We start from the raw sequence: 16,157 nt of genomic DNA, 5'->3' as shown, positions 1-16,157 counted from the left end.
GTTACGCTTTATAAAATGAAATAGATGATGATCAATAACTAAATCATATTTATCATTAAATTTATAGTTAACTATATTCTCTACCTAGACGAGTGTGTCTCTACAGGAAAATATAGTGTTTACCGGAAAAGTATACTATAATTCATAGTAAAACAGATTCTATATTAAATTTCTCGTGAAAGCTGCCTTATCTGACAAACCGAGGCGGCTTTTACGTTTTTTATTTAAAAGGAGTATGACTATGAACAAGTATGATGAAATAGATTTTGAAAAGATCGCGCTTCACATGCAGAAGCAAGTGGAAGCAGACCCAAACAACGTACAGCTAAGAAATGAGCTAGCGATCGTTTTTATGGAAATAAATCAGTATGAAGATGCTTTTTTTCAACTGCAAGCTGCTGCTGAACTAAAACCTTCCATCCAAACTCTTTATAATTTAGGCTATTTTTATTTTGCAGAAGGCAAACCAATTGTAGAAGACATGGAATCAAGAAGTGTTGAAGAAGATGTGGAAGAGGAAGAAATGTCTTATATATGGGAAATCGCGGATAAAGAAGCATTTACTATAGTAGAAGATATATTGAAGCACAAACCAAGGCATCATTTTCCCTATAACGTAATGGGTGAAATATATATTAAAAAAGAAAAGTATGAAGAAGCAATTGGTATATTAGAAGAAGCCATCACTTTAACTCCTTCACTAGAAAATCTAAATAATCTTGGGTTATGCTACTACAAAAAAGGAAGGTTATCTGAAGCAGCGGAATGTTTTCGTAAAGCGCACTTACTGCGATCTTCTAACAACGATAGTTTATTTCCATTCCTTAGCTATGGAATTTGTCTAGCGCATTTGGGAAGGGAATCAGAAGCAAAAGAAGCTGTAAAAGAGCTGCTGCTGCTGAGTAAAAAAGAAGGAGAAGATTTAGAAGCTGATATAGCAGAGATCTATTATATTCTGGAGGATTATGAAGAGGTTGTTAATATCTACTGCAAGTTAGATTGGGAATTTTATTCAGAAGAGTTCTTTCCGACTTATTTTCATTCGTTATGGAAGCTTTCAAAAACAAAACAAATTGAAGAATTTGCTTCTAAGACTATCCAAAGAAAAGAAAAAGAAATGCAAGAAGTTCTTCAAGATCCAGATGAGGAAGAAGAGTTTAAAGTAGAATACAAAGAAGTGACAAAAGAAGAGATTGCTTTCATTAAAAATACGGTTAAAGAAGTGTATTGGGGAAAAGCGCCTATTGTAAAGTATGAACCTACATTGGAAACTCGCTGTTATTTATATGGCTGCTTTAGACATACAGATGTAAATCCTAGCTATTTTTCTATATAGGATGCTACAACTCTTTTAGGATGAATACACAAAATTTGTTGCAAACTTTGTAGAATGTTAGATAATCGTTTCAAAAGGGAAATGAGTTTTTTAAAAAACGGGATAGTAAGATGAAGGATGGAAGGAGGAGGGGGTATAATGAAACAAAGCACTGTTACATCTATCATTTGTACGCTGTGCGTGCTAAGTACAGTTATTATATATTTTATTACATACATGGGTATTGATAATTCATTTTCATTTGGATTTATAGTAGTATACGTTATATTTATTATCATGATATTGTTTTATTGGACGATTCTGTTAATTAGGAACATCAAAAAAGTAAAATGGTTTGAACTAAGAAAGCGACTATTGAAGTTTGTTGGGCTGTTCATTTCCTTTAGTGCTGCTATCTATATCTTTAACTATATGTTTCGATCATCCCAAATCGATATGTATGATCTTAGTATACCTTTTGCTATGGCTCTTAGCTTAACTTTTTTTGATTTATTCTCCTTTAAAGAAAGCTGACAGATGGTTGTAAATGCTTCGTATCGGAAATCTAATAGTATTATGTTTATCTTTATCCTACTAATCAAGAACTTACTACTTCTTTTAGAGGACTAGATTAAACCCAGTATAGCAACAGAAAGGATGGGGTGATGGAAATAAGAGCATAAAAAAGCTATTTCAATCGTATTGGCAACACTGAACAAATGCCTTTTCATCTGCAGCTGGCAAAAAAGAATGGAATGACTGAAAAAGAAATTATTGCACTAATAACTCATATGGCTTTTTACGTGGGGTGGCCAAAAGCAGCTGCAGTACTGAATATAGTAGCGGAGAAATAATAAAGGTAAAGCACATAAATATCGTTATTTTTTAGTTTGTATTTAATAGAAAAAGCTCCCTTTAATAAGGGAGCTTTTAAAGACTTTATTTAATCCATTGAAATTCTTTTAAAGGCCAATAAGCTAATTTTGCTTTTCCTACGATTTTGTCTACGGAGATTGTTCCTACTTGAGGTGATCTGCTATCTAAGCTATACATTCTATTATCTCCCATGACAAACAATTGACCTTCTGGAACTGTTTTGCTGCCTGTAAAATCCTCAAGTTTAAAATCCTCAGTTAACGGGCCTGTTACTATTTCTTTTTTGTATTGATCCAAATAAGGCTCTTCATATTTTTTTCCGTTTATATATAGCGTGTCATTGCGATATTCTATATGATCACCCGGTAAACCAATTACTCTTTTAATATAGTCTTTTTCCTTTGTAGCGTGAAAAACGATAATATCAAATCTTTTTATATTATCTGGGTTATTTTTACCCATTTCATTAAGAATAATATGTTCACTATCTTTTAAAGTAGGCATCATCGATTCGCCGTCTACTACTATAGGCGTAAATATGTACTCTCTCACCACAAAAGCCAGGATACAAGCAATAATGATGGATTTGATCCACGAAAAAATCTCTTTCTGTTTCAATTTAAAACTCCTCTACAACCGTAATACATGTTTAAGAGTATAACACAATATATAGAAATAAACCTTTAATTTAACAATTAAAGGTTTACTTAGATGATTTTTTAACAAGTTCAATAAACTTCATTGCATGATTTTGATCCTGCTTTATTATCTTTACTTTTTGGGGATCTAAAAGAATCTTTTTTATTTTATTATCTTTCCAAATGATAGTGTTATAAGATGGAACCTTATATAAATCTCTAAACCACTCCTCGAAGGAAGAAACACGTACAGCAAAGATGCTCGCAAAGGCTATTAAAGTTGTACTAGAGGAAACAGCTGATTAATACTTAATTAGATAAAAAGAAAGCCTTGTTTTATTTTGCAAAAGGCTTTCTTTTTGCAATACAAAGCCTTTTAATCTGCTAAATGCGTTTGCGCAGCAACAGATACAAAAGGGGACCGAACGAGCCAATTATTAGCGTGACTAGTGCCCATGGCCAAAAAGAACGGTTTGTCTTTTTGGCATCATGCCACATCCATACAAGCACTAGAATTAGTGCTATCAATAAATCAAAGAATATTTGCATAGAAGCATAGTTGTTAAATGCCTGAGAAAAAATACCAAGAAAGCCATAATGATATACGGCCAAACCTGTTAAAACAGAAAAAGATACTAATACTAAAATAAGTAATGCTTTTGGTATTCGATCATTTCTAGAAAGTGTGTTGCTGTCCATTGCTTTGTGGTTTTTACTTATCAATTCAATCATCCCCCTTTCTTAAAATGTAGCACTCATTACATTTTTTATCAACAAAAAAATGAATGGGAATAATGCAAAGCAGCTAAGTTTCCTTCATAATTGTATCTATACGACAGAAAAAGACAGTAAGGAGCTTTATATGAAAAAAGGTGAAAAGAAAAAACAAGAAATTATAGAAAAAACGGCTGACTATATTTTATTAAATGGTCTGCAGGCCTCCAGTTTGCGAAATCTTGCGAAAGCAGCGGAAACCAGCGATAGAATGCTACTTCATTATTTTAATGACAAAGAGGAATTATTTACGGTTGTGCTATCCTTTATTTCTCAAAAGCTTATTTACATGCTTCACAATACAGAAATGGAGAAGCATTCATTTCAGACGCTAGTTCCCCATTTGTATAACATGATGAGAGATCCTGAAGTTCGTCCATACATTAAGCTGTGGCTTGAATTAGTTGCGGTTGCATCAAAAGAAGGGGACCCATTTCATTCTGTAGCAAAGGAAATCTGCGACAGCTTTTATCAGTTCTACCTAGATATCATTAAGGTAGACGAAGGAGAGGATAAAGAACAAGTAGCAGCACTAGCTCTTGTTACAATTGAAGGAATAGCTCTCTTAGATGCAGTAGGTGACGATGCTCGTATTACAAAAGCGATTGCGGCAATTAATAAGTGTTGATCTGCAATAAGCGGAAAATAGAACCCTCTCTATTTTTTGAGTGATAGGTTAGGAACATCAAACTCTAAAAGCAAGCGAGTAAGATAGATGTAACTACTTCTCCTAGAGAACTGTACAGAAGGCCATAGCAGTAGAAATGGTGGGGGTTCTCAAAATAAGAGCATAAAAAAAGCTATTTCAATCGTATTGGCATCGGAGTGAAATAGCTTTTTCTACTTTACATTCAAGAGTTTGTTAGTTCATGTGAACATCCTTACATGTGAAGTATATCACAAACTATTTTTGTTGTGAAGATGAAAAACGAAATTTGTATGACAAATTTTATTGCGTTGAGAGATTTTGAATGGGTTATTTAGCGTGGCCCTTACGCAGAGGCTATTTTAGAACAGCTGAGCATCTTAATAAAAATTGACGTCACCTCTCAATACCTCAAAAAAACCTGCTTCTTTTAAAGGAACCTTTCAACTTCTACAGATAAACAAACACTAGTTTATCAGGTATATTGTTAAGAGAAGTTTTAAGTGGTAAGTTTGTGTTCACTATATTTGGTATAATAAACATTTTTGGATGGCTACTCATGTACAGGAAATATAGATAACAGTAGCTCTGCCGATAAACAACCTTTTTAAAGAAAGCCATCTTATCGATAAAAATGATAAAAAGGAGGGACTCCAATGAAATTTGACGTACCTGAATTAGTTGAAGCAAAACGTCAAATTGATTCAACTTTACATAAACTCAGACAGACAGTAAAAACGTTTGAAGCTAAAGAAAATGCCGATAGATATAAATCTCAAATAACCTTAGCTAAAAGAAGGATACAAGCATTCGAACTTTCAGTAGCTCTTATTGAAAGGGAGATAAACGAACTTTCTAAAAGCTAGATGCCAGCTTTTAGAATATGAATTACAAAACGTTGGAAAACGTTATATTGCAGTAAAAGCATTTTAATTTATCTTCAATTGTCGTTTAGAGTGGAATATCAGAAAGAAAGAAACCTTAAAAATACTAGGGTTTCTTTTTTTGTAATTAGTACTCTGCGTAAGCCAGTATATCTTTTGGATTTTGGCTAAACCTGTTTCCAAAGCAGGCAGCCTTCGCACTTCTCAAAACGTATCTACGCTCTCTTTATTGCACTAAAAATAATTCATTCATTCATTTAAAAATAAGGGTTGAAGGTGACGCGACGTAATCTAATATAGTTGAACTATGACATATCAAGAAGGAGAGTAACGAAAATAAACAATCCTTTTTAGAAATGTATTCGGAACGTTATTAGAATGAAAGTAAAGGATGGGGGCATGGGAAGTGGAGAATAAAAAACGAATTCGCTCTTTAGATATATTAAGAGGACTAGCGATTCTGGGAACATTAGGAACAAATATTTGGCTGTTTGCCTATCTGGGAGATATAAATTATATATTTACTTTTAACCATAATCAATGGTGGTTATCAGGAGATGACTTTTTAAGAATCCTTTTTCTGTCCTTAATTAACGGAAAATTACTTGGCCTCTTAGCCATTATGTTTGGTGTTGGTTTAGAACTGAAATATCAGCAATCAAAACGATTAAATCAGACTTGGCCGGGAAGGTACATATGGCTGTCTTTACTTTTATTAATGGAAGGGCTTTTGCACTTTATTTTTGTCTTAGAGTACGACATTTTAATGTCTTATGCAGTAACTGCCATTGTCGTATCACTTATCGTAAAAATGCGAAAGAGAATGATACGAATAGCAATGATTAGTGCAGCAGCGATTCATCTTTTCTTTATAGTACTTGTGTTCTTAGGTGTGCTAACTAACTCAATAGGAGATGAGCTAGTTGCTGTGCCAAAAGAAGTGATGAACCTTTATCAACATGGATCATGGATGAATCAAATTCAGTATCGACTTTTTCATTTTTGGGAGCTGCGCACAGAAGCAATTTTCGTCATTCCATTTAATATATGTATGTTTTTAATTGGTGTTTTACTAGTGAGAATAGGGGCTTTTGACAATAACTCCAATGGTATTAATATCAGAAAGAGGATGATGAAGACAGGACTTTTAGTTGGGCTACCTCTAAACCTATTATTATTTGTTCCTGGAGGATACTTTGATTTTCCAGTAAGGTATGCGTTTGCCCCTATTTTATCGATTGGATACATGGGAGCTATTAGTTTCCTAATTGAAAAATTTCAGGCCTTTTCATTATGGAGAGTTTTAGAAAAAGTAGGTAAGATGTCTTTAAGTTGCTACGTGTTACAGAATGTTTTAAGCTCAATTTTATTTTATGGATGGGGCCTTGGATTGGGTGGACACCCTCGTTCATTCTTCGTCATTTTTGTTTGGGTATTAATCTGTTTGTTTCAAATGTTATTTGCTACTTTGTGGCTTCGTTATTTTAAAATGGGTCCTATGGAATCAGCGCGTAAACGCTTAGCCAATTTAACTATAAGGAAAAATATAAAGAAAGATTTTAAAATGTAAGTCAGCTTCTTTTGGATGAATATCAAACATGTTATAAGAAGCAAAACTTTTACATAGAATTTTATGTTAAATTGATATTAGATATTAGAAATTTTAACCAATTAATAGTCCGTAGAGGAGAATTAAAGAAAATGGCTAACTTCTTCTTAATACTTATCGGCTTCTTTATTATCATTGCAAATATCGTTGGATTTATCTCCTACCAAAAAAAGAAAAGTTTATACGCTGCTGCTTTCACAATATTGATACTGGCGGCTTTATTTGGGGCAATAGGCGGTATATTAGCACTGTTGATCATTAGAGACGCTTTTGCCATATTTTATGGTTTACAAGTTGGATACTATTTACTTATCAATAGTGCGGTTGTTCTGTTAATGGCAGTTATAGTCACAGTTATAAAACAATATAACAATAAATAAAAAATTTGCTTAATAAGACTTATACTTCATAAATTTGTAGTTACCATAATCACCCTATAAGTAGTTAAACAACAAAAAGCTCTTTCATAAGAGCTTTTTGTTGTTTAAGAGTAGAATTTAATTATCTACATCATTAGCATTAAACGTATCTTTTGTAACGTTCAATATATGACCACTAATGTTAACTGTTTTGTTATTTACCTACTTAACTTTGGCTGTTTCCTGAGGGTAATTCCAATAGATGTTTTTCTTTTTATTAAAAACTTTATTTGTATAAGTCACTTCTCCTCTAATAGCAAAAGGTGTAGTCGCTCCACCACTTGAACGATAAATCTTTACTATGTAATCACCGTTAGGAGATGTACTTTGAGAAATATATTCTCCCTTTGGAGCAAATCGTAGATAACTAGGCGCAAAAAGAAACCACCAAACAAATCCTATAACTAGAAGAGAGCTTAATGCAGTCAAACACACTATATATCGTTTTTTCAATTTCTAACCTCTATTCAGATGGACTCAATTATAATTTTGTTCCTATCTGATTATATATCAGAATTGAGTTAAAAAATCATGAGTATTATATACAAAATCAGTTTACATAATACCTGTTTCAACAATCAAAACAGCCTTTAGATTGGCAAATCTAAAGGCTATTAGTATATCTAGATATTTAATATTCCTTGTATGTAACAGTTACATTCTTATAATCATTAGGGCTTATTGGGTCGAATAGATAGTGGATTTTTAATTTGTTATGATTCATCCATTCTAATTTGTAGTTATTCTCGTAAAACATTCTGTAACCATCATCACCACGAATATCCACAAGTTTTTTTGATAATAATTTAAATTTCAACAGTTGATAGACCTCACTATGACGCGTTTCTTTAACCACAAAAGCTTCATTCCTGCTAGGAGAATAAAAAGTAGTGTATGCAGTATCACTATCTATAAGCAGCCACCAGCAAAAATTACTTACTATGAGAAAGGTCGAACATATAACAGTAAGGGTTTTTAACGTTTTCTCTTTTAGTTTATACATAATAATCCTGGTAACGGATAATAAGATTAGGGTATTTATAGTGAGGTTAATAGTGTCTTGAGAAAAGTTGGTGCCTTGCACGTAAATGCCATTCAAATTTAGAACAAGCATTATAATTTTCAGTAGAATACTTAATACACAAATGAATAACGTTATAACAAAATTTCTTCCCAAATTGATTTAACCTCTTTTAATTTTTAAATTCCTTTTAACCCCATTTTATCATAATTATTCTTTGGAAAGTTCTTTATATCATGTATAAAACTAGTGCACATAACCATTCTTTCCGACACACAACCCAAAAAGAATCCTTATTCCTCCAGGGACATCTATAGATTTATTGCTATTATTATTCAGCCTTTTGTAAATAAAATAAAAAAAACACTTGATAATTTGTATGCGTTTTCATATTATAAATAAAAAGGTAATAACTTTTTTAAAAACGTTGTGATGTTATGAAGAGGGAGGTGATTTTAGTATCGGCCTAGAGGAGATTACAATTTTGAAGTCTATCAAAATTGTAATCTCCTATGTGATGCATCTTTAATGTGAAGTCTTAAAAAGTGTTAATCAAAGGGGGAGAACTTATGGAACAGCCATTGGTTCAAAATGTAGAACATTCAATTAATACGCCTAAGAAACTAAGACTTAAAGAGAAGGTTGCTTATGGATTGGGAGATGTAGGAAATAACTTTATGTTAGACTTGGGTCAAATTTATTTGCTGAAGTTTTATACCGACGCGTTAGGCTTGCCTTCTGCAACAGCAGGTTTAGTATTTTTAATTACGAAAATATGGGATGCGTTCGCTGATATTACAGTAGGTACTTGGATTGATAATCGAAAGAAGATAGGTCCTAAAGGGAAATTTAGACCATTCTTTCTTTATGCTGCAATACCGCTTGCTTTGATAACGATAGTCAGCTTTACTAATCCCGATTTTTCAATAACCGGAAAGATTATATGGGCATATGTAACGTATATGGCATTTGGAACAATTTATAGCATTTCAAATATTCCTTATGGATCAATGGTACCTGCGATGACAAAAGATCCCGTTGAACGAGCAGAAATGGCATCATTTAGACAAGCAGGCTCAAATTTAGGTCTTCTTATTACAACTGTAGGGTTTATGCCGATTGTCTTAATGTTTAACAATCAATCTACTGGTTATTTAGTGGCTGTATCTATTTTTGCATTTTTGGGCGTTTTATTACAAGTCTATTGTTATGCCAATGTAAAAGAAAGATATGTGTATGAAAAACCCCAAAACACAAATGTAAAGCTGACTGACAGCTATAAAGGTCTTTTTAAGAATACGCCTTTACTCATTCTTTGTTTAGTTAATTTGTTTACCTTTTCAGCTTTTAACGTCAAGCTTGCTGTACAAGTCTATTTTTGTCAGTACGTTTTAAAAAATGTAGCAATCGTTCCTTATATGGGCTTTTTTAGTATCGGCTGTGTATTTATCGGCGTAGCAATGGTTCCTTTCATGGTTAAAAAAATTGGAAAGAAATCTACGTACATATTAGGGTGCGCGATTTGGGCTGTAGGAGATATTTTAGCTTATGTTTTTGCAGATAACGCAGTGATTTTTATTACATTAGCTTGCTTTGCTTTCTTCGGAAGCTCATTTGTAAACAGTTTGAACTGGGCATTAGTTTCTGATGCTGTAGAGTATGGCGAATGGAAGACTGGAAATCGATCTGAAGGTGTTGTGTATTCTTTCTTTACGTTCTTCCGTAAACTTTCTCAAGCGCTTGCAGGCTTTATTCCTGGCGTTGTGTTAGGAGTTGTGGGTTACGTTCCAAACGCGGTGCAAAGTGCAAATGTACTGGAGGGAATCAGAGGGTTAATGTTTATTTATCCAAGTGCATTAGCCATTGCAACGATTATTGTCATGTTTTTCTTTTATAAACTTTCAGATGAAAAATACAATAAAATCGTAGCCGATCTTGCTAAAAGTAAAAATAGAATACCAATGTAAGATGATAGGTAAAATGGACGAAATACAAAATTAATTTAATAATCTAGCAAAAAGTACTTGAAATATTGGTGGCGTTTTCATATTATAAATACAAAGGTTATTACAAATTATATAAAGGTCATTATCTTTTAGGGGTAATAGTCACTTAACTGGAGGTATAAAGATGAAGTATTTTTTAGATAGTGCAATTTTAGAGGAAATTCGTTACGCGTATGAAAACTGGGCAATTGATGGAGTTACAACAAACCCTCGCCACATTATGAACAGCGGTAAACCATTTTTAACGGTTCTAGATGAATTTGCAAGTGAATTTAAAGGAGTCGAAAACTTCCCAATTTCAGTGGAAATTAATCCTCATTTGGATAATGCTAAAGATATGGTAGAAGAAGGGACAAAGATTGCTAAGCTGTCGTCAAACTTTGTTATTAAAATTCCATGCACAGAGCCTGGCTTAATTGCAGCAAAGGAATTTGAAAAACAAGGTATTTCTACTAACGTCACTCTTGTCTTCTCGCCATCACAAGCACTTCAGCCTGCAAGAATCGGTGCTAAATTTGTATCTCCATTTGTCGGCTGGAAAGAAAATAGCGGGGACGATACAACTCAATACATTCAGGATATTGTGAATATCTATAAAAACTACGATTACAATACAGAAATCATTGTTGCTGCTTTACGTAATGGTAAACAAATTGTAGATGCGGCAAAAGCTGGTGCGCATATTGTGACTTGCGGATTTGATGTATATAAAGAAAGCTTCCAGCATGCGTTTACAGACTATGGTTTAAACAAATTTCGCAACGCTTGGGATAATACAGTCACAGAAGCTCCTGTCTTAAAATAAACATATGTATTTTATAAAAGGCGCCTCTTAGAATCTTATTATCTTCTTGGAGGGGCTTTTTACATAGAAAAGGAGAGAAGAAAACGTTGAGCAGCTTTCAATACATGAAAGACTTAAATAAACATGTACCTTTTTATCATATAGAGGACAGCAAATTTAAGCCTTATGGAAAGGTAATTAATGAATACGATTTCAGTGAACTAGAAACATATATGGATAGTTTAACTATTCCTCAAGATCAGAATGTATACGTAGCATCCGTTACTGAGATGGAAAACACCATTATTAAGAATCAGCTTCAAGAAGCTTTTTATGGTGAGATGCCTATTCAAATTGGATATTGTAATGGTCCTAATTCAACCTTAAATGGTCTTGAGTATCATAAAAGCAGTGAAATTAATATCGCTATAACGGATATGGTTCTTTTATTAGGTAAGGTACAGGAAGTTGAAAATAACTTTTTTAATTCAAGTGATGTAATCGCTTTCTTTGTACCTGAAGGAACAGCAGTTGAATTGTATGGTACGACATTACATTTTGCTCCTTGTAAGGTCAATAACGAAGGGTTTAAAACAGTCGTCATTTTACCTAAAGGAACAAATGATCCGTTATCAACTAATATTCAAAAAAGAACAAAAGAAGATGAGTTATTGTTTATGAAAAATAAATGGTTAATTGCTCATCCTGAAAGAGAGCAATTAATTAATAAAGGCGCACATCCCGGTATAAAAGGAGAAAATATTAAAGTTTATCAATAGAGCGCATGAATGTTAGACAAAAGACTAGGCTCTATTAATTGATGGGAGAGAGAAAAATGTCAGGTACCTTAAACGTAACTAAAGGGGTAAATGTGGAGATCTTACAAGATGGATTTGAAGTTGCTCTTAACGGTGTAGTTCTGCTTCAGCATACAGTACAAAAGCCAATGTTGTTTGTTGGTTATGGAGAAGAAACGATTGAAATGTATAGAGGGAACTTTGATATTAAAGATTACGTGACTGAACGTACAGCTCTTCGCTACGCAACTGTTGAAGAAGTAAAAGGGGCATATAAAATAGATTTCTCCAACTATAAAAATGGAGATCATATCCTGTCTCTTATAGTTAAGGAAGAAGACAACCGCTTAAAAGTAGAATACCAAAAACACGATGCGAACATTAACCGCTTTTGGTTACGAGTAGCTGCAGATGAACAGGAAAAAGTCTATGGATGCGGAGAACAACTTTCTCATTTTAATATGAGAGGGAAAAACTTTCCTTTATGGACATCTGAGCCGGGCGTAGGAAGAAACAAACAAACATATGTAACATGGCAAGCTGATGTAGTTGATAGAGCTGGAGGAGATTACTATAATACCAACTTTCCTCAGCCTACATATGTATCTAGTAAAAAGTACTATTGTCACGTAGAAACAACGGCATACGCGGACTTTGATTTTCGTAATGAGACGTTCCATGAACTGCAGGTTTGGGAAGTACCTGAATATATGCTGTTTGAAACGGCGGATACGTACCTTGAATTAGTTGAAAAAATTACAGGTTTATTCGGAAGACAGCCCGAGCTACCAGACTGGGTATATAACGGCGTGGTTTTAGGTATTCAAGGTGGTACAGATGTTGTTGAACAAAAATTAGAAAAAGTTTTAGCAAAAGGCATGAAAGTATCTGGAGTATGGTGTCAAGATTGGCAGGGCAAACGTATTACTTCTTTCGGCAAACGTTTAATGTGGAATTGGAAATGGAACGAGAATGAATACCCGGAGCTAGATAAAAAAATTGCAGAGTGGAAAGAAAATGATATTCGTTTTCTAGGTTACATTAATCCATATGTAGCAATAGAAGGTGATTTATATAGGGAAGCTGAAGATAAAGGGTACTTAGCATTAAATACGGAAGGAAATACGTATTTAGTGGATTTCGGTGAATTTTATTGCGGAGTTGTTGATTTTACCAACGAAGAGGCTACCCAATGGTATAAACAAGTTATTAAAGAGAACATGATTGATTTTGGATTAGACGGATGGATGGCCGACTTTGGCGAATACTTGCCTACTGACGTTGTGCTCAAAAATGGAGTTGACGCTAAGATTATGCACAATGCTTGGCCGACAATGTGGGCAAAAGCGAACTATGAAGCAGTATCAGAAGCAGGAAAACTTGGTGAAATCGTATACTTTATGCGTGCTGGATATACGGGCATACAAAAATACTGTACACTTCTTTGGGGCGGAGATCAAAGCGTAGATTGGTCGCTGGATGATGGTTTAGCTTCCGTTATTCCTGCAGCTTTATCATCAGGAATGAGTGGTTGCGGCTTACACCATAGCGATATTGGAGGGTACACAAGTCTACATGGTAATAAACGTTCAAAAGAGCTGCTGATGAGATGGGCAGAAATGGGAGCCTTCACGCCTATGATGAGAACACATGAAGGAAATCGTCCCGATGATTGTTTTCAGTTTGACGGTGATGAAGAAGCACTAGAGCATTTAGCAAGAATGTCTAATGTTTATGTAACGATTGCACCTTATATTAGATCACTTGTAGAAGAAAATGCGCGACGCGGAATTCCTGTTCAGCGACCTTTGTTTATGCACTATGAAGAAGACGAAAAAACATATGATATTCAATACCAATATTTATTTGGTGAAGATGTACTTGTTGCGCCGGTTCATCAAGAAAACCAAACAGAGTGGGAAGTATATTTACCAGAAGATCAGTGGGTCCATGTATGGAGCGGTGAAGAGCACACAGGAGGATCGGTTACTGTTCAAGCGCCATTAGGTTATCCACCTGTATTTTACCGTAAAAAATCTATATGGAGTGAGTTGTTTTCTAAACTACTTCACATCTAATTTAAGAGCTATTTATATAAGAAATGTAGTCAAACGGAAAAATCCAAACGGAAAATAGTGTTGATAAAGGTAATGATGTATTTTAGAATGGTTATAATAAATAGTTTTACGACAAGGGGAACTCTATATGCAAAATACAACAGTTTTATATGTGCCTATAGGTAGAAAAACATTTGATATTGAAGCAGCTGAAATGTATCGTCAAAAAAGTATGGAGTGGCTGAACGGCAACTGTAGTACTCTTATCGCGCCGGAGCAAATTATAACATCAGTTGAAGAATTACAGGGATTTCTTGATTCAATTAAAGGGAATAAGATTGATACCGTCTTATATCAAAGCGTTACGTTTGCTGACGGTGAATTTATGGTTAAGATATTGGAGTATTTTAAACAGCCTGTAATTGTTTGGTCCGTACGTGAGCCAAGTGTAGGGGGACGTTTACGTTTAAACTCTCTAACAGGCGGAAATAGCACCAGTAATGTGCTGCGTAATCATCAGCATCCGTTTGCATTTGTATTTGGAAATCCAGATGAGAAAGCCTTGCAGGATCGTCTATTAAGACAAATTAACGTTATGCGCGTGTTAAAAGCATTAAATGAATTAAAAATTGGGGTAGTGGGAGATTATCCGCCGGGATTCTTCTTTTCACAAGCTAACGAAGATGAATTAAAAAACGCACTTGGCGTAACTCTTCATAAGATGGATTTACAAGAAGCGTTTAAAGAGTGCGTAAAGCTTCCAGAACACGAATGGATAGGGGAAGTTGAGCGGGCAGAAAAGCAGGTGATTGGTCTGAATCGAAACGATGAAACCGTTACTAAATTCGCTCAATTTTCCACATATATTAAAAAGCACATTCAACGTGAAAAGTTAGATGCATTAGCTATGCGATGTTGGCCAGATTTCTTTAATGATTTAGGAGCTGCTCCGTGTTCAACTCTGTCTCAGTTTACGGAAGACGGAATGGTGACATCCTGTGAGTCGGATATTCATGGATCAATCTCCATGTTCATCTTGCGTGAGTTAGCAGGAGGAAATGCACCTTACCTGGGAGATTTAGTTCACATAGACGAAGAAAAAAACTCAGTTGTTTTTTGGCATTGCGGTGCAGGAGCATATTCGCTCGCGAATCCTTCTACTGGAGCAACAGCAGGGGTGCATCCTAACAGAAAAATTGGTTTTGCAATGGATTTCGGATTAAAAGCAGGAGAAGTAACGATCTTCAGGGTAAGTCATACGCCTGATGGGTATCGCCTTCTAGTGATGAAAGGAGATGCCTTAGATGTAGAGCAGCCTTTTACAGGCACATCTGTAGAAGTTGAGTTAGCGACAAATGCATCAGACACCCTTTATGAACTTATGCATGCGGGGTATGAACCTCACTTTGCACTAGTTTATGGTGATGTGACAGAACATCTAATTGAACTAGGACGTATGCTTAATCTAGAAACAAAGGTCTATGTCTAAGAAAATCGTACTTCTCTGCTACAGTAAAAGTTAGCCAATACTATATAATAATACCAAACGCTAACTTAAAAGGAGTTTGAGAACATGAAAGATACAATTGGTTCTAATAAAAATATCGCGCTTTATCTTCAAGTGAAAGATGTCTTAATTAAACGTATACAAGAGAAAGTTTGGAAGCCCAATACGTTAATTCCAACAGAACAAGAATTAATGCAAGAATTCGATGTAAGCCGTACTACCTTAAGACAAGCTATTTCCATGTTAGTACAGGACGGGCTGCTGGAAAAAAAACAAGGCAGAGGAACAATTGTAAAACCTCAGCCTCTTATCGGCGGCAGCTTAGGCAAGCTTAAAGGACTAGCAGAAGAAGTAGCAGAAAAAGGATTAACACCAAATTCAAAACTCATTCGTACTGATTTTAAAAAAGATTTATATTATGAAACTTCCATGCTGGAATTGGATGCTGGAGAAGAAGTTTTAGTTATTGAACGAATTCGTTTTGCCGATGAGGTGCCTATCGCTATTGAACGTTCTTGTTGGCCTACGCATATTGGAAAAACACTAGTTGAACAAGATTTAAATCGTGCAAAATTTTACGAAGTGCTAGAAGAGAATGAAATCTTCTTGAAACGAGCTAAAGAGAAGATATCTGCGATTAATGCAACGATTTATGAAGCCGATCTGTTAGGCATACGAGGCGGAGAAGCTTTACTTGAAATGACAAGAGTAAGTTACGGTTTTGATGATAAGCCACTCGAATTTACGGTAACAAAATATCGCAGTGATAAATATCATTACAATATTGAGCTTACAAGATAAAACGCTAATACAATTGGGGATGT

Annotated in this window: 15 protein-coding genes and 1 pseudogene; 13 read left to right on the top strand and 3 right to left on the bottom strand. The window is 34.6% G+C overall.

The window, feature by feature from the left end; translation table 11 throughout:
* Nucleotides 1-241 precede the first annotated feature (241 nt).
* The 3 genes and pseudogenes from LJY09_RS18145 to LJY09_RS18135 all read left to right on the top strand — a co-directional run.
* Nucleotides 242-1,336, top strand: a complete 1,095-nt coding sequence (locus LJY09_RS18145; RefSeq protein WP_186819754.1) for a tetratricopeptide repeat protein — start codon at nt 242-244, stop codon at nt 1,334-1,336.
* A 138-nt stretch (nt 1,337-1,474) separates the two neighbouring features.
* Nucleotides 1,475-1,849 carry a hypothetical protein gene (locus LJY09_RS18140; protein WP_155010458.1) on the top strand — a complete coding sequence of 125 codons (375 nt, stop codon included), beginning with the start codon at nt 1,475-1,477 and terminating at the stop codon, nt 1,847-1,849.
* Between the two features lie 167 nt (nt 1,850-2,016).
* Nucleotides 2,017-2,169: pseudogene (locus LJY09_RS18135) on the top strand (carboxymuconolactone decarboxylase family protein); the annotation flags it as partial.
* Between the two features lie 85 nt (nt 2,170-2,254).
* Here the strand turns inward: LJY09_RS18135 and lepB are convergent.
* On the bottom strand, nt 2,255-2,809 hold the full coding sequence (lepB, locus tag LJY09_RS18130) for a signal peptidase I (protein WP_028414835.1): 555 nt from the start codon (nt 2,807-2,809) through the stop codon (nt 2,255-2,257).
* 404 nt (nt 2,810-3,213) lie between these two features.
* Entirely contained in the window at nt 3,214-3,552 is a 339-nt protein-coding gene (locus LJY09_RS18125; protein ID WP_051418592.1) for a DUF2834 domain-containing protein, read from the bottom strand.
* A gap of 139 nt (nt 3,553-3,691) precedes the next feature.
* Between LJY09_RS18125 and LJY09_RS18120 the strand changes: the two genes are divergently transcribed.
* From LJY09_RS18120 to LJY09_RS18105, 4 genes are all read left to right on the top strand, one after another.
* Nucleotides 3,692-4,231, top strand: coding sequence for a TetR/AcrR family transcriptional regulator (locus tag LJY09_RS18120; RefSeq protein WP_186819753.1), 540 nt, complete (start codon nt 3,692-3,694; stop codon nt 4,229-4,231).
* A gap of 674 nt (nt 4,232-4,905) precedes the next feature.
* Nucleotides 4,906-5,115: a hypothetical protein gene (locus LJY09_RS18115; protein ID WP_028414832.1), complete on the top strand. Its 210-nt coding sequence runs from the start codon at nt 4,906-4,908 to the stop codon at nt 5,113-5,115.
* A 409-nt stretch (nt 5,116-5,524) separates the two neighbouring features.
* The gene (locus LJY09_RS18110; RefSeq protein WP_228307372.1) at nt 5,525-6,703 is read left to right on the top strand and encodes a DUF418 domain-containing protein; all 1,179 of its coding nucleotides are present in this window, start codon (nt 5,525-5,527) and stop codon (nt 6,701-6,703) included.
* Nucleotides 6,704-6,834: 131 nt separating this feature from the next.
* Nucleotides 6,835-7,122: a 3-isopropylmalate dehydrogenase gene (locus LJY09_RS18105; RefSeq protein ID WP_155010455.1), complete on the top strand. Its 288-nt coding sequence runs from the start codon at nt 6,835-6,837 to the stop codon at nt 7,120-7,122.
* Between the two features lie 201 nt (nt 7,123-7,323).
* Here the strand turns inward: LJY09_RS18105 and LJY09_RS18100 are convergent, their stop codons facing one another.
* Complete coding sequence (locus LJY09_RS18100) at nt 7,324-7,614, bottom strand: DUF5412 family protein (RefSeq protein WP_228307371.1); 291 nt, start codon at nt 7,612-7,614, stop codon at nt 7,324-7,326.
* Nucleotides 7,615-8,751: 1,137 nt separating this feature from the next.
* Between LJY09_RS18100 and LJY09_RS18095 the strand changes: the two genes are divergently transcribed.
* The 6 genes from LJY09_RS18095 (at nt 8,752) to LJY09_RS18070 (ending at nt 16,134) form a co-directional block, all read left to right on the top strand.
* The gene (locus tag LJY09_RS18095) at nt 8,752-10,149 is read left to right on the top strand and encodes a glycoside-pentoside-hexuronide (GPH):cation symporter (protein ID WP_028414827.1); all 1,398 of its coding nucleotides are present in this window, start codon (nt 8,752-8,754) and stop codon (nt 10,147-10,149) included.
* 163 nt (nt 10,150-10,312) lie between these two features.
* The gene (locus LJY09_RS18090; protein ID WP_014458886.1) at nt 10,313-10,993 is read left to right on the top strand and encodes a transaldolase family protein; all 681 of its coding nucleotides are present in this window, start codon (nt 10,313-10,315) and stop codon (nt 10,991-10,993) included.
* Between the two features lie 86 nt (nt 10,994-11,079).
* Nucleotides 11,080-11,751 (top strand): DUF4867 family protein, encoded by a 672-nt coding sequence (locus tag LJY09_RS18085; protein ID WP_098112483.1) that lies wholly within the window; start codon nt 11,080-11,082, stop codon nt 11,749-11,751.
* A 56-nt stretch (nt 11,752-11,807) separates the two neighbouring features.
* A complete protein-coding gene (locus LJY09_RS18080; RefSeq protein WP_154974153.1) occupies nt 11,808-13,847 on the top strand; it encodes an alpha-glucosidase in 2,040 nt (679 codons plus the stop codon).
* Between the two features lie 127 nt (nt 13,848-13,974).
* Entirely contained in the window at nt 13,975-15,315 is a 1,341-nt protein-coding gene (sftI, locus tag LJY09_RS18075; RefSeq protein WP_154974150.1) for a sulfoquinovose isomerase, read from the top strand.
* An 84-nt stretch (nt 15,316-15,399) separates the two neighbouring features.
* The gene (locus LJY09_RS18070) at nt 15,400-16,134 is read left to right on the top strand and encodes a GntR family transcriptional regulator (RefSeq protein WP_049165930.1); all 735 of its coding nucleotides are present in this window, start codon (nt 15,400-15,402) and stop codon (nt 16,132-16,134) included.
* The last annotated feature ends 23 nt before the right edge of the window (nt 16,135-16,157 follow it).

This window comes from Priestia sp. J2, from assembly GCF_020790095.1.
Lineage (GTDB): Bacteria > Bacillota > Bacilli > Bacillales > Bacillaceae_H > Priestia > Priestia zanthoxyli.
The sequence above is the reverse complement of the archived record's forward strand: the minus strand, read 5'-3'. Positions and strand labels throughout refer to the sequence as shown.

Excerpts from the sequence above, each read along its gene's own strand:
- LJY09_RS18120 (WP_186819753.1), top strand. The coding sequence starts at position 3,692 with ATGAAAAAAGGTGAAAAGAAAAAACAAGAAATTATAGAAAAAACGGCT.
- sftI (WP_154974150.1), top strand. The coding sequence starts at position 13,975 with ATGCAAAATACAACAGTTTTATATGTGCCTATAGGTAGAAAAACATTT.
- LJY09_RS18090 (WP_014458886.1), top strand. The coding sequence starts at position 10,313 with ATGAAGTATTTTTTAGATAGTGCAATTTTAGAGGAAATTCGTTACGCG.
- LJY09_RS18080 (WP_154974153.1), top strand. The coding sequence starts at position 11,808 with ATGTCAGGTACCTTAAACGTAACTAAAGGGGTAAATGTGGAGATCTTA.
- LJY09_RS18105 (WP_155010455.1), top strand. The coding sequence starts at position 6,835 with ATGGCTAACTTCTTCTTAATACTTATCGGCTTCTTTATTATCATTGCA.
- LJY09_RS18115 (WP_028414832.1), top strand. The coding sequence starts at position 4,906 with ATGAAATTTGACGTACCTGAATTAGTTGAAGCAAAACGTCAAATTGAT.
- LJY09_RS18140 (WP_155010458.1), top strand. The coding sequence starts at position 1,475 with ATGAAACAAAGCACTGTTACATCTATCATTTGTACGCTGTGCGTGCTA.
- LJY09_RS18070 (WP_049165930.1), top strand. The coding sequence starts at position 15,400 with ATGAAAGATACAATTGGTTCTAATAAAAATATCGCGCTTTATCTTCAA.
- LJY09_RS18145 (WP_186819754.1), top strand. The coding sequence starts at position 242 with ATGAACAAGTATGATGAAATAGATTTTGAAAAGATCGCGCTTCACATG.
- LJY09_RS18095 (WP_028414827.1), top strand. The coding sequence starts at position 8,752 with ATGGAACAGCCATTGGTTCAAAATGTAGAACATTCAATTAATACGCCT.
- LJY09_RS18110 (WP_228307372.1), top strand. The coding sequence starts at position 5,525 with ATGGGGGCATGGGAAGTGGAGAATAAAAAACGAATTCGCTCTTTAGAT.